Annotated in this window: 10 protein-coding genes; all 10 read left to right on the plus strand. The window is 73.1% G+C overall.

The window, feature by feature from the left end:
• Positions 1-114: 114 nt before the first annotated feature.
• The 10 genes from ACIP37_RS28490 (at position 115) to ACIP37_RS28535 (ending at position 13,246) form a co-directional block, all read left to right on the plus strand.
• On the plus strand, positions 115-1,794 hold the full coding sequence (locus ACIP37_RS28490; protein ID WP_079135937.1) for a CTP synthase: 1,680 nt from the start codon (positions 115-117) through the stop codon (positions 1,792-1,794).
• Positions 1,795-1,887: 93 nt separating this feature from the next.
• Positions 1,888-2,535 (plus strand): NUDIX hydrolase, encoded by a 648-nt coding sequence (locus tag ACIP37_RS28495; RefSeq protein ID WP_363586994.1) that lies wholly within the window; start codon positions 1,888-1,890, stop codon positions 2,533-2,535.
• A 175-nt stretch (positions 2,536-2,710) separates the two neighbouring features.
• Positions 2,711-4,909, plus strand: coding sequence for a tetratricopeptide repeat protein (locus ACIP37_RS28500; protein ID WP_400811460.1), 2,199 nt, complete (start codon positions 2,711-2,713; stop codon positions 4,907-4,909).
• A gap of 261 nt (positions 4,910-5,170) precedes the next feature.
• Positions 5,171-6,286, plus strand: a complete 1,116-nt coding sequence (ald, locus tag ACIP37_RS28505) for an alanine dehydrogenase (protein WP_363624116.1) — start codon at positions 5,171-5,173, stop codon at positions 6,284-6,286.
• A 497-nt stretch (positions 6,287-6,783) separates the two neighbouring features.
• Positions 6,784-7,851 (plus strand): ParA family protein, encoded by a 1,068-nt coding sequence (locus ACIP37_RS28510; RefSeq protein WP_030245868.1) that lies wholly within the window; start codon positions 6,784-6,786, stop codon positions 7,849-7,851.
• Positions 7,848-8,435, plus strand: coding sequence for a hypothetical protein (locus ACIP37_RS28515; protein WP_400811461.1), 588 nt, complete (start codon positions 7,848-7,850; stop codon positions 8,433-8,435). Before ACIP37_RS28510 ends, ACIP37_RS28515 begins: the two co-directional genes overlap by 4 nt.
• Before the next feature lie 244 nt (positions 8,436-8,679).
• Entirely contained in the window at positions 8,680-9,546 is an 867-nt protein-coding gene (locus ACIP37_RS28520) for a segregation and condensation protein A (RefSeq protein WP_400811463.1), read from the plus strand.
• 272 nt (positions 9,547-9,818) lie between these two features.
• Positions 9,819-10,490, plus strand: a complete 672-nt coding sequence (gene scpB, locus ACIP37_RS28525) for an SMC-Scp complex subunit ScpB (RefSeq protein ID WP_400811587.1) — start codon at positions 9,819-9,821, stop codon at positions 10,488-10,490.
• 63 nt (positions 10,491-10,553) lie between these two features.
• Positions 10,554-11,945 carry a pseudouridine synthase gene (locus ACIP37_RS28530; RefSeq protein ID WP_400844684.1) on the plus strand — a complete coding sequence of 464 codons (1,392 nt, stop codon included), beginning with the start codon at positions 10,554-10,556 and terminating at the stop codon, positions 11,943-11,945.
• 317 nt (positions 11,946-12,262) lie between these two features.
• A complete protein-coding gene (locus ACIP37_RS28535) occupies positions 12,263-13,246 on the plus strand; it encodes a helix-turn-helix domain-containing protein (RefSeq protein ID WP_159398525.1) in 984 nt (327 codons plus the stop codon).
• Positions 13,247-13,283 lie beyond the last annotated feature (37 nt).

The raw sequence follows: 13,283 nt of genomic DNA on the forward strand, positions 1-13,283 counted from the left end.
CAGCCGAATCGACGACCCCCCGAGTGCCGTGCACCGCACCGCCTCCCGTCGTTCGGCGAGTCGAGAGCATCCCGCCCACGTCACCTTCGACACGCGACCCACGGGAGCCCCCTCTTGGCACAGCCCCATTCCGGCAAGGCAGCGAACGGCCGCGCCGTGACGACCAAGCACCTCTTCGTCACCGGGGGTGTCGCCTCTTCGCTCGGCAAGGGCCTCACCGCCTCCAGCCTTGGCGCGCTCCTCAAGGCCCGCGGCCTGCGCGTCACCATGCAGAAGCTCGACCCGTACCTCAACGTGGACCCGGGCACCATGAACCCGTTCCAGCACGGTGAGGTCTTCGTCACGGACGACGGCGCCGAGACCGACCTGGACATCGGCCACTACGAGCGGTTCCTGGACACCAACCTGCACGGTTCGGCGAACGTCACCACCGGCCAGGTCTACTCCACCGTCATCGCCAAGGAGCGACGCGGCGAGTACCTGGGCGACACCGTCCAGGTCATCCCCCACATCACCAACGAGATCAAGTCCCGGATCCGCCGGATGGCGACCGAGGACGTCGACGTGGTGATCACCGAGGTCGGCGGGACCGTCGGCGACATCGAGTCGCTGCCGTTCCTGGAGGCCGTCCGCCAGGTCCGCCACGAGGTCGGCCGGGACAACGTGTTCTTCGTGCACGTCTCCCTGCTGCCGTACATCGGCCCCTCGGGCGAGCTGAAGACCAAGCCCACCCAGCACTCCGTCGCCGCGCTGCGCAACATCGGCATCCAGCCCGACGCCATCGTGCTGCGCGCCGACCGCGAGGTCCCGCAGGCCATCAAGCGCAAGATCTCGCTGATGTGCGACGTGGACGAGGAGGCCGTGGTCGCGGCCATCGACGCCAAGTCGATCTACGACATCCCCAAGGTCCTGCACGGCGAGGGCCTGGACGCCTACGTGGTGCGCCGGCTCGACCTGCCGTTCCGCGACGTGGACTGGACGACCTGGGACGACCTGCTGCGCCGCGTCCACGAGCCGCAGCACATCGTCAAGGTCGCCCTGGTCGGCAAGTACATCGACCTGCCGGACGCCTACCTGTCGGTGACCGAGGCGCTGCGCGCCGGCGGCTTCGCCAACAACGCCCGGGTCGAGATCAAGTGGGTGACCTCGGACGACTGCGAGACGCCCGAGGGCGCCCGGGCGCAGCTCGGCGACGTGGACGCGATCTGCATCCCCGGCGGCTTCGGCGACCGCGGTGTCAACGGCAAGGTCGGCGCCATCACCTTCGCCCGCGAGAACCGCGTCCCGCTGCTCGGCCTGTGCCTGGGTCTGCAGTGCGTGGTCATCGAGGCGGCCCGCAACCTGGCCGGCCTGCCCGAGGCCAACTCCACCGAGTTCGACGCCGCCGCCAAGCACCCGGTCGTCTCCACGATGGCCGAGCAGCTGGCCATCGTCGACGGCAAGGGCGACCTGGGCGGCACCATGCGTCTGGGCCTGTACCCGGCCAAGCTCGCCGAGGGCTCGATCGTCCGTGAGGTCTACGGCGGCGAGCAGTACGTCGAGGAGCGCCACCGCCACCGCTACGAGGTCAACAACGCCTACCGCGCGGACCTCGAGAAGACCGGCCTGCAGTTCTCCGGCCTCTCCCCCAAGGGCGACCTGGTCGAGTACGTCGAGTACCCGCGCGAGGTGCACCCGTACCTGGTGGCCACCCAGGCCCACCCGGAGCTGAAGTCCCGCCCGACCCGCCCGCACCCGCTGTTCGCGGGTCTGGTCAAGGCCGCCATCGAGATCAAGACCACCGCGGCCGAGTAAGTCGCCGGTCGTTCACCGGACGGCGGCCCCGCGATTCCCGCGGGGCCGCCGTCCGGCGTTAGATTGTGTCGTACTGACGAAAAGGGGAGAGCGATGGACGAGCAGCGCGACCAGGGGATCGCCGACGTGGCCGAGGAGTGGGAGGTCCGGGAGAGCCGGACGCCGTTCCAGGGCAAGGTCACCGGTGTGCGCAGCGAAGAGGTCCGGATGCCCGACGGCAGCTGGGCCCGCCGCGACTACCAGACCCACCCCGGCTCGGTCTCCGTGCTCGCCCTGGACGACAAGCAGCGGGTGCTGATCCTGCGGCAGTACCGGCACCCCGTTCGCCAGCGCCTGTGGGAGCTGCCCGCCGGCCTGCTCGACGTGCCCGGCGAGAACCCGTGGCACGCCGCGCAGCGCGAGCTGTACGAGGAGGCGCACTGCAAGGCCGGCACCTGGCGCATCCTCGCCGACTACTACACCTCCCCGGGCGGCACCGACGAGGCGCTGCGGATGTTCCTCGCCACCGACCTCGCGGAGGCCGAGGGCGAGCGCTACGCGGCGGAGGGCGAGGAACAGGAGATCGAGGTCGCCTGGGTGCCGGTGTCCGACCTGATCCGGCTGATCCACGCCGGGCGGCTGCACAACCCGACCCTGGTCACCGGCACGCTCGCCGTGCACGCCGCGCTCACCGGACCGGACGGGCTGGACGGACTGCGCCCGGCGGACTCGCCCTGGCCGGCCCGCCCCTTCGAGGGGTGAGCGAACGGCCCGTACGCCTCCTGAGCACCCTGCTGTTGATCCGCAAGGGTGATTTACCGGTTCGTACGACCGGATGTCACCTCGGCTGAGCCGGACGGTCGAACTACGCTTCGCAGACAGGGCGCCCGTCCCGGGCCGCCTCCGCTGAGGCCGGATGACGTCGGGAGTGGCACGGGTGGCGAGGAAGACGGCGACGATGGACCCCGGCCCCGACGCGCCCGTCGGGGCCGTTCCGGGCCTCGACCGGCTGCCGGCCGGGCCCGCGCTGTTCGTCGGGCGGCGCACCGAACTGGCCGCGCTGCGGGCGGCCGCCGCGCGCCCGGCCACCGGCCGCAGCCCGGTGCTGGTCCTGGCCGGTCGCCCCGGCTCCGGCCGCACCACGCTGGCGGTCCGCTTCGCCCGCACCGCCGCCGCGGACCACCCCGACGGTGTGCTCTTCGCACGTCTGTCCGCCCCCGACGGCGGCCGGGTGGCGCCCGCCCGGGCCGCCCGCCTGCTGCTGGAGCAGCTCGATCCCGAGGCCCCCGTGCCGCTGCCCGGCGCCACCGGGGACGGGCGGGACGAGCCCGCCTGCGTCGCGCTGCGCGAGGCGCTCGTGGGCCGCCGGGTCCTGCTGGTGCTGGACGACGTCCGGGACGCCGGGCAGCTGTGGCCGCTGCTCGCGGACGAACCCGGCTGCCTGGTGCTCGCCACCACCGCCGGGCCGCTCACCGGCATCGAGGACATCGACCCGGTGATCCTCGGCGGGCTCGACCGGCAGGCCTCCGGCGAACTGCTCGCCGACCTGGTCGGCGGCACCCGGATCTCCTGCGACCCGGTCGGCGGCGCCGACCTGGCGGAGGCCTGCGCGGCCCGGCCGGCCGCCCTGCGGCTGATGGCCGGATGGCTGCGCGGCGACCCGAAGGCGGCCGTCACCGAGGCGGCGCGCGAGCTCACCCGGGTGGTGGGCGAGGAGTCGGCACGGTCGGCGGCGCCGAAGGGGGAGGGGGAGAAGGCGGAGAAGCCCGTTCAGGGGCCGAAGACCGCCCAGGCGCCGACGCCCGGGAAGGCCGCGAAGCCGGTACAGGGGGCGGCCCCGGGGAAGGCTGCGAAGCCCGTGCAGGGCGCGGCGTCGGGGAAGGCCGCGAAGTCCGTACAGGGGCCGAAGGCTGCCCAGGTGTCGACGCCCGGGAAGGCCGCGACGCCCCCACCGCCGGGGGAGAAGCCGGCCGAGGGCCCGCCGCCGGAGCCCGCCGCCGGCGAGACGGCCGGGGAGCAGGCGGCCTGGGTGAAGCCCGGCCCGGAGCCGGCCGAGCCGGTGCCCGTCCCCGACAGCGACCCGCTGATCGGCGCGTTCACCCTGCTGTACGGCACCCTCCCGGCCGCCCAGGCGCGGATGCTGCGCACCCTCACCCTGGCCCCGGCGCAGACCGCCGACCCGCGCACCGCCTCCGCCCTGGTCGGCTGCCCGGCACCGGAGGCGGCCGTGACGCTCGCCGCACTGGCCGAACGGGAGCTGCTCGGCCAGGAGGCGCCGGCCGCCGACGGCAGCCCGCGCTACCGGGTGCCCGGGCGCCTCTACCCGAGGCTGGTCCGGCTGCGCGAGCAGGAGGACCGGCCCGCCGAGACCGAGCTCGCCCGGGCCCGGCTGCTGGAGCGGCTGGTCCGGCTCACCGAGTCGGCCCGCGCCCTGCTGGACCCGGCGGGCAGCGGCCCCGGGCCGGACCCGCTGCCCGCCGCCCTGCGGCTGGGCTCGGCGGAGCACGCCCGGGAGTGGCTGCTCGGCGAGCGGGACCTGCTGCTCGGGGCGGTGGCCGACGCGATCGGCCAGGGCGACCTGGACGGCTCGGCGGGCCGGCTGGTCACCGCGCTGCTGCGGGCGCTGCCGCTGACCGGCGCCGCCGCCCCCGCCGACCTCTACCGGCTGCACGAACTGGTGCTGACCGTCGCCGAGCGGCACGGCAGACCCCGCCGGGCCTCGGCCGCGCTGCTCAACCTGGGCGACCTACAGGCCGCCGCGGGCCGCTGGGAGCAGGCCGTCACGCACTACCGGGCCGCCCTGGAGCACGCCCGCACGGCCGGGGACGAACCGCTCTGCGCCCGGGCCCTGGAGGGTGCGGCCGGCTGCCACCGGGCGCTCGGCGACGCGGTGCGCGCCGCCGACTGGTACGGGCGGGCACTCGGCCTGCGGCAGTCGATGGGGGAGCCCGCCGCCGAGGCCCGGCTGCTCGCCCGGGTGGCCGAGGCGCACACCGCGCAGCGCCGTTTCGACGAGGCGGACCGCGAGTACCGGGCCGCGCTGGCGGTGCTGCGCAGGCTCGGCGACGAGCGCGGCCGGGAGGCCGTCGGGGCCGCCCTCGCGGACCTGCGGGAACGGGTCGACGCCGGGTGGTGAGGGGTCTTTCGGAGGTATTGTCGAAGATGCCCGGTTAACACATCTTTGGTGGGAAGATCGCAAGGGAAGCCTACGAACCTGCCAATGTGTTCGGCAGATTTATTCACTTTGGAAGGCTGACACGCCGACTGGGCTTCATTACACTCGAACTCAGTCGCGCAGCGATCCCCGCCCCGGGCTGCCCCGGAGGCTTCCCCACGTGCGCGTCGCCCGCCGGTCTTCTCCGGTAGGGACCCCCATGGCAAGAGGACGTGTTTAGCCGTGAAGGTCGGCATCCCCCGCGAGGTCAAGAACCACGAGTACCGCGTGGCCATCACGCCCGCCGGCGTGCATGAGCTGGTCCGCAACGGACACGAGGTCTACATCGAGGACAACGCCGGTGTCGGCTCCTCGATCCCCAACGAGGAGTACGTGGCCGCCGGCGCCACCATCCTCCCCACCGCCGACGAGGTGTGGGCCACCGCCGACCTGCTGCTGAAGGTCAAGGAGCCCATCGCCTCCGAGTACCACCGGCTGCGCAAGGGCCAGACCCTCTTCACGTACCTGCACCTGGCGGCCGACCGCGCCGGCACCGACGCGCTGATCGCCTCGGGCACCACCGCCATCGCGTACGAGACCGTGCAGCTCGGCAACGGCGCGCTGCCGCTGCTCGCCCCGATGTCCGAGGTCGCGGGCCGTCTCGCCCCGCAGGTCGGCTCGTACCACCTGATGCGCCCGGCCGGCGGCCGCGGCGTGCTGCCCGGCGGCGTGCCCGGCACCCACCCGGCCAAGGCCGTCGTCATCGGCGGTGGCGTCTCCGGCTGGCACGCGGCCACCATCGCCATCGGCATGGGCTACGAGGTGACCCTGCTCGACCGCGACATCAACAAGCTGCGCGAGGCCGACCGCATCTTCGGCACGAAGATCAAGGCCATCGTCTCCAACACCTTCGAGCTGGAGAAGGCCGTCATCGAGGCCGACCTGGTCATCGGCGCGGTGCTGATCCCGGGCGCCAAGGCCCCGAAGCTCGTCACCAACGAGCTGGTCTCCCGCATGAAGCCGGGCTCCGTGCTCGTCGACATCGCCATCGACCAGGGCGGCTGCTTCGAGGACTCGCACGCCACCACGCACGCCGAGCCGACCTTCCAGGTCCACAACTCGGTCTTCTACTGCGTGGCCAACATGCCGGGCGCCGTCCCGAACACCTCCACCTACGCGCTGACCAACGCGACGATGCCGTACGTCGTCGAGCTGGCCAACCGCGGCTGGAAGGAGGCGCTGCGCCGTGACCCGGCGCTCGCCAAGGGCCTGAACGTGCACGAGGGCCAGATCACCTTCCCGGCCGTGGCCGAGGCCTTCGGCCTGGAGTCGGTCTCGCTGGAGAGCGTGCTCGCCTGATCCGGTGATCCTGCGATTCGGTGATCCAGAGATCCGCTGATCCTGCGATCCGGTGATCCAGAGATCCTGCGATCCGGTAGACCGTCCGGCGGTCGTTCGCCCCCGACCCGATCCCCTCGGGCCGGGGGCTTCGCCGTGCCCGTGAACGGGTGGTGGAGCGGACGGGTCGCTCTGTCGTCAATTTCTGTCGGTCGTGTCACCCCACCGCAGAAACGTTAGGGTCAACGGCCTACTCATCCCTTGACATCGGCCCGCCCGATAGTCGACACATCCGGCCCACTACCGTGGATTGTGTTGCTGCGAACGCCTTGAACGGCCTAGAGTCGCAAACCGTCGGCATGCTGCCACGCTGACGAATCGACATAGAGTCCTGGATGCCCAAGGAGGTAAGACGACTTGTGAATGAGTCGACATTTGCTCCCGGGGGTGGTCAGCCAGGACTGGCGGAGCGCACCGCCGGCCAGCCGAGTGAGGAGCCAGGGGCCCGGCAGCCCTCCGTGGGCTCGGCCGAGGTCGGCTCGGTCGCACTCCGCACCTTCGAAGCACGCCAGAACACAGCGCAGGTGACCACGGTGACCGATCACGACGCCGACTTGGCGGCCTACGGCCTGGCCTACGGCGAGTTCGCCTACGGCGCCTACGACGACCCGGACGCCGAGTACGAGCCGGACCCGGAGTACGCCGCCACGCTGGCCCCCGACGCCGCGCGCCAGCGCCGCGAGCGGGTCGGCCCGACCGGCCGCCCGCTGCCGTACTTCCCGATCCCCGCCCCGGTGGCCGAGCACGGCCCCGCGCAGATCATCGCCATGTGCAACCAGAAGGGCGGCGTCGGCAAGACCACGTCGACCATCAACCTGGGCGCCGCGCTGGCCGAGTACGGCCGCCGGGTGCTGCTCGTCGACTTCGACCCGCAGGGCGCGCTCTCGGTCGGCCTCGGCGTCAACCCGATGGAGCTCGACGTCACCGTCTACAACCTGCTCATGGAGCGGGGCCTGACGGCCGATGAAGTGCTGCTCAAGACGGCCGTGCCGGGCATGGACCTGCTGCCGTCCAACATCGACCTCTCCGCCGCCGAGGTGCAGCTGGTCAGCGAGGTGGCCCGGGAGTCCGCGCTGGCCCGCGCGCTGAAGCCGCTGCTGCCCGACTACGACTACGTCATCATCGACTGCCAGCCCTCGCTGGGCCTGCTGACGGTCAATGCGCTGACCGCCGCTCACAGCGTCATCGTCCCGCTGGAGTGCGAGTTCTTCGCGCTGCGCGGCGTCGCGCTGCTGACCGAGACCATCGAGAAGGTGTGCGAGCGGCTCAACCCCGAGCTGCGCCTGGACGGCATCCTCGCGACCATGTACGACTCGCGCACCGTGCACAGCCGCGAGGTGCTGGCGCGCGTCGTCGAGGCGTTCGGCGAGCACGTCTTCCACACCGTCATCGGGCGGACCGTGCGCTTCCCGGAGACCACCGTCGCCGGCGAGCCCATCACCACGTACGCGACCAACTCGGTCGGTGCCGCCGCCTACCGCCAGCTCGCCAGGGAGGTGCTCGACCGGTGCCGCCCCGCCGAGTGAGTCTCCCGGGGGCCGACGAGCTGTTCCGGACCACCGGCGGGATGGCGCTGTCGCCGTCCCTCGCGCCGCGTCCGGCCGCCGAGGCAGCCAGAGCGGAGACCGCGCGGACCGTCCACGGCACGGACGGCGCCGAAGGCGCCGAGGACGCTCAGGGCACCCAGCGCACCGGCGAGGCCGGGCGGCAGCCGTCCCAGGACCAGCAGCCGGCCGCCGGCGCCCCGGCGGGCGCCCAGCCGCCGGCCCAGCGCTCCGCCTCGTCCGCCGGGCCCCAGGGCACCGTGCCGGCCGGCCGCCAGCACCCCGGCGCCGCCGAGGAGCAGGCCGGCGGCACCGGGCGCGCCCGGCCGCGCGGCCGCGCGCCGCGCCGCCCCAGCGGGCGCGAGCGGCACGACGAGAAGATCACCGTGTACGTGTCCGCCGAGGAGCTCATGGACCTGGAGCACGCCCGGCTGGTGCTGCGCGGTGAGCACGGCCTGGCCGTGGACCGCGGGCGGATCGTCCGGGAGGCCATCGCGGTCGTCCTGGCGGACCTGGAGCAGCGCGGCGAGGCCTCCATCCTGGTCCGGCGGTTGCGCGGCCGCTAGGCCCCTTCCTGGCCGTCAGTGGTGCCTCTGGTGCTGCTGGTGCGGTGCCTCCGGTGCGGCGGTCCCGGTGTGGCATCCCTGGTGTGGCGTGTCGACGTCCTGTGGTGACGTCCTGCGGTGGCGTCGATGTCGATGCCGAGGGCCGACGCCGGGAGGCGTCGACGGCGTGACGACGGCGTGACGGCGGCGTGTCGACGGCCCCGGGGGCGGGGCGGGCGGCCGGGCCGGGTGAAGATGGACCGTCATGCCGAGCACCGCCGAACCACCCACCACCGCCGTGAACGCGACCGAGGAACAGCCGCGGGGCGGCTTCCGGGTGCGGCTGGACAACTTCGAAGGCCCCTTCGACCTGCTGCTCAGTCTGATCGCCAAGCACAAACTCGACGTCACCGAAGTGGCGCTGGCCACCGTCACCGACGAGTTCATGGCACACATCCGGGCGATGGGCCCGGACTGGGACCTGGACGCGGCGACCGAGTTCCTGGTCGTCGCCGCGACCCTGCTCGACCTCAAGGCCGCCCGGCTGCTGCCCGTCGCCGACGTCGAGGACGAGGAGGACCTGGCGCTGCTGGAGGCCCGTGACCTGCTGTTCGCCCGGTTGCTGCAGTACCGGGCGTACAAGCGGGCGGCGGCCCTCTTCGGCGAGCGCTGGGCCGCCGAGCTGGCCCGACGCCCACGCACCGTCGGGCTGGAGCCCCGGCATGCCGGGCTGCTGCCCGAGGTGGTCATCACCATCGGCCCGGAGCGGCTCGCGCAGCTGGCGGCCAGGGCCATGGAACCCAAGCCGAAGCCCGTCGTGTACGTCGACCACATCCACAGCCCGCCCGTCAGCGTGCGCGAGCAGGCCGGGCTGGTGGTCGGGCTGCTCACCGAGCTCGGCGAGGCGTCGTTCCAGCGGTTGGTCGAGGACGCGTCGGACGAGCTGGTGGTCGTCGCCCGTTTCCTGGCGCTGCTGGAGCTGTACCGGGAGCGGGTGCTGGCCTTCGAGCAGCCGGAGGCGCTGGGCGAACTGCTGGTGCGCTGGGTGGCGGAGGAGGACCGGGGCGTGGTCGAGGTGACGGACGAGTTCGACCGGCCGGTGGGTGAGCGGGAGCGGGAGGAGAGTCGATGAGTGGTGGGAGCGGGAGCCCGAGCCCGAGCGGGAGCGGGGTCGGCGGGCGGCCGGTGCGGCGCCCGCTCGGGCTGCCGGGGCGGCCGCGGGCCGGGGAGTGGCTGGAGCCGGCCTTCGAGCTGCTGGCGGAGCCGGTGGCGGGGCCCGTGACGGATCCGGTGGCGGCGGGGTCGGTGGTGGAGCCGGTAGCGGCGTCCGTGGGTGCGTCGGCGGAGGGCGAGGCCCGGGTCGTGCACCAGAAGTCGGCCCCGTCGACCTCCGGCGTCACTGATGTGGTCGGCGTCGCTGATCCGGCCGGGGGCGAGGAGACGCCCGGGGCCGGGTTGAAGGCCGAGCTGGAGGCGATCCTGATGGTCGTCGACGAGCCTGCCGGGGAGGAGCGGCTGGCCGGCGTGCTGGAGCGGCCCCGGGCGCAGGTGGCCGCTGCGCTGCGCGAACTGGCCGCCGAATACACCGCCCAGGGCCGCGGATTCGACCTGCGGCTGGTCGCCGGCGGGTGGCGGTTCTACAGCCGGGACACCTGCGCTCCGGCCGTCGACCGCTTCCTGCTGGACGGCCAGCAGGCCCGGCTCACGCAGGCCGCATTGGAGACCCTGGCGGTCGTCGCCTACCGGCAGCCGGTGTCCAGATCTAGGGTTTCCGCCGTCCGCGGTGTGAACTGTGACGGCGTGATGCGTACCCTGGTACAGCGAGGACTGGTGGAAGAGGCCGGATCCGAGCCCGAAACAGGTGCGATCCTGTATCGGACGACGAACTACTTCCTGGAACGGATGGGGCTCCGCGGCCTGGACGAGCTGCCGGAGCTTGCTCCCTTCCTGCCCGAGGTCGACGACGTGGAAGCGGAGTCCCTGGAGGGCACGATGATCGCGGAGGCGGTCGCCGCCGCTGCCGTGCAGGCCGTGGGCGGCAGTGGCGAGGCCGGTCGGGCTGCGCCTGATCGGTAGGGGGCGGTGAGGTCGGCCGAAACGACCGCACATCCCAGACGGTAACGACGTACGGACACTTTGATGCGTAGCAGTGGCAACGGCAGGAACGGCAGCGGCGGCGGCAGCGGTCGCAGCGGACAGGGCGGGGGCCGGGGCGGCGGCTCCTACGGCGGCAGCGGCAGCGGCCGCAGCGGCTCGGGCTCGGGCTCGGGCTCGCGTGGGGGTTCGTACGGCGGTGGGTCCGGCTCGGGCTCGAGCTCGCGTGGGGGTTCGTACGGCGGTGGGTCCGGCTCGGGCTCGGGCTCGCGTGGGGGTTCGTACGGCGGTGGGTCCGGCTCGGGCTCCGGCTCGCGCGGCGGCGGGTCCGGCTCGGGCTCCGGCTCGCGCGGCGGCTCGTACGGCGGCGGCAGCGGTGCCGGTTCGCGCGGCGGCTCCGGCTCGTACGGGCGTGACAGTCGCCGGGACGACCGGCGCGACGACAACCGGTACCCGGACCGCCCGCTGCGGCCCGAGGAGCGGCGCTACGACCGCCCCGAGTTCGGCGGTGGCCCCAACGCCACCCCCGCCCGCGGCGGCTACTCCGGTCGGCGCCCCAGCCCGGCCCCGCGCCCGCGCCGTGAGGGCCAGGGCGCCCCGGGCGACCCGCGCCGCCAGCCGCAGCGCTCGCGCGAGCTGCAGGCCAAGATCGAGGACGCCGTCCTCGCCCGGCACGACAAGCCGGCCGTCAAGCTGCCCAAGACCTTCGGCGAGCCCGAGGGCGAGCGCCTGCAGAAGGTGCTGGCCCGGGCGGGCATCGGCAGCCGCCGCGCCTGCGAGGAGCTGATCGAGCAGGGCCGGGTCCAGGTCAACGGCAAGCTCGTCACCGAGCAGGGCAAGCGGGTCGACCCGCAGAACGACGAGATCAAGGTGGACGGCCTGACCGTCGCCACCCAGTCGTACCTGTTCTTCGCGCTCAACAAGCCGGCCGGCGTGGTCTCCACCATGGAGGACCCGGACGGGCGCCAGTGCCTCGGCGACTACGTGACCAACCGGGAGACCCGGCTGTTCCACGTCGGCCGTCTGGACACCGAGACCGAGGGCATCATCCTGCTCACCAACCACGGCGAGCTGGCCCACCGTCTCACCCACCCCCGGTACGGCGTGACCAAGACCTACCTGGCCGCCATCCAGGGCCCGATCCCGCGCGACCTGGGCAAGCAGCTGGCGCAGGGCATCGAGCTGGAGGACGGCTTCGCGCGCGCCGACAGCTTCAAGGTGATCTCCAACGTCGGCAAGAACTACCTGGTCGAGGTGACCCTGCACGAGGGTCGCAAGCACATCGTCCGCCGGATGCTGGCCGAGGCCGGCTTCCCGGTCGAGAAGCTGGTGCGCACGCACTTCGGCCCGATCGCGCTGGGCGACCAGAAGTCGGGCTGGCTGCGCCGTCTGACCAACCCCGAGGTCGGTCAGCTGATGCGCGAGGTCGGTCTGTAGACCGGTCGGTATATTTCTATAGACCGGTCGGTATATTCCGATTGGGCTATGTAGACCGGTCGGCATATTCTCCCCCGGAGTCTGTAGACCGGTCGGTATATTCGGGCTTCTGCTGAGGGCCTCCCCGTCGAAAGGCGGGGAGGCCCTCGGTCGTTCGGTGGGGGTGGGCGGGGTGCGAGGCGGGGCGCAACCCCTGGTCACGGCCTTGTCAGCGCCATGATCCGTGGCAGAGGATTGCCACCGGACCACCATCCGCCCAGTGGCGGGACTGCGCCAGGGCCGGCGCCGGTGGGGGGGCGAACGGGGGAGACGGCGTCGTGTCGGATGCACCACTCAGCGCACTGGGACTGGCCGAGCCGGACGGACAGGTCTACGCGGCGCTGGTGGCCAATCCGCAGTCCACCGCGGAGGAACTGGCCGAGGGCTGTGGCCTGACGCTCCAGCAGAGCGTGCGCGCCCTGGACCGCCTGGCGCAGCAGGGCATGGCGACCCGGGCGCCGGTGGACCGGCAGCGCTACCTGCCGGTCGCCCCCGACGTCGCGATCGGCACCCTGATCGGCCACCGCGAGTCCGAACTGCGGCACGCCCGGGCCGAGATGCACCGTCTGATGGACGCCTTCCGGGAGGCCTCGCGGTACACCGATCCGGCGCACTCGGTGGAGGTGCTGACCGGTGGCGAGGCGATCGCGCAGCGGCTGGAGCACATCACCGAGACCAGCCAGTACCAGGTCCGCGGCTTCGACCGCCCGCCGTACATCCAGGATCCGGTGACCCCGATCCCGTTGCAGCGGCGGCGGTTGCGGGAGGGCCTGCGGCTGCGGACCGTCTACGACCGGGACGCGGTGGCCTGGCCGGGCCGACTGGAGCGGAACATCCTGGCCGGGGTCGCGGACGGCGAGGAGGCCCGGGTCCGGCCGTCGCTGCCGATGAAGATGATCATTTCGGACGACCGGATGGCGATCATCCCGATCAGCGTGGGCGACAGCGTCCTCGACGCCGCGTACGTCATCCACCCCTCCGCGCTGCTCCAGGCGCTGGACACGCTGTTCGAGGCGGAGTGGGAGCGTGCCGTCCAGTTGCAGGCCGCGATCGGCACCGGGGACGCGACGCTGGAGCCGGAGGCCGACCACCGCAAGCTGCTGGGCCTGCTGGCGGCCGGCCTCACCGACGAGTCGATCGCCCGGTCGCTCGGCTGGAGCGCCCGCACCACCCAGCGCCGGTTGCAGAGCCTGATGCGCTCGCTGGGCGCCACCACCCGCTTCCAGGCCGGTATGGCGGCCCGGGAGCGGGGTTGGTTGTGACAGGAGTTGGCTGTGCACCGGGCCGGGCGGACGTCGG

Source organism: Kitasatospora sp. NPDC088861, assembly GCF_044750105.1.
In the GTDB taxonomy this organism is placed as follows: Bacteria; Actinomycetota; Actinomycetes; order Streptomycetales; family Streptomycetaceae; genus Kitasatospora.

Excerpts from the sequence above, each read along its gene's own strand:
- ACIP37_RS28495 (WP_363586994.1), top strand. The coding sequence starts at position 1,888 with ATGGACGAGCAGCGCGACCAGGGGATCGCCGACGTGGCCGAGGAGTGG.
- ACIP37_RS28520 (WP_400811463.1), top strand. The coding sequence starts at position 8,680 with ATGCCGAGCACCGCCGAACCACCCACCACCGCCGTGAACGCGACCGAG.
- ACIP37_RS28530 (WP_400844684.1), top strand. The coding sequence starts at position 10,554 with ATGCGTAGCAGTGGCAACGGCAGGAACGGCAGCGGCGGCGGCAGCGGT.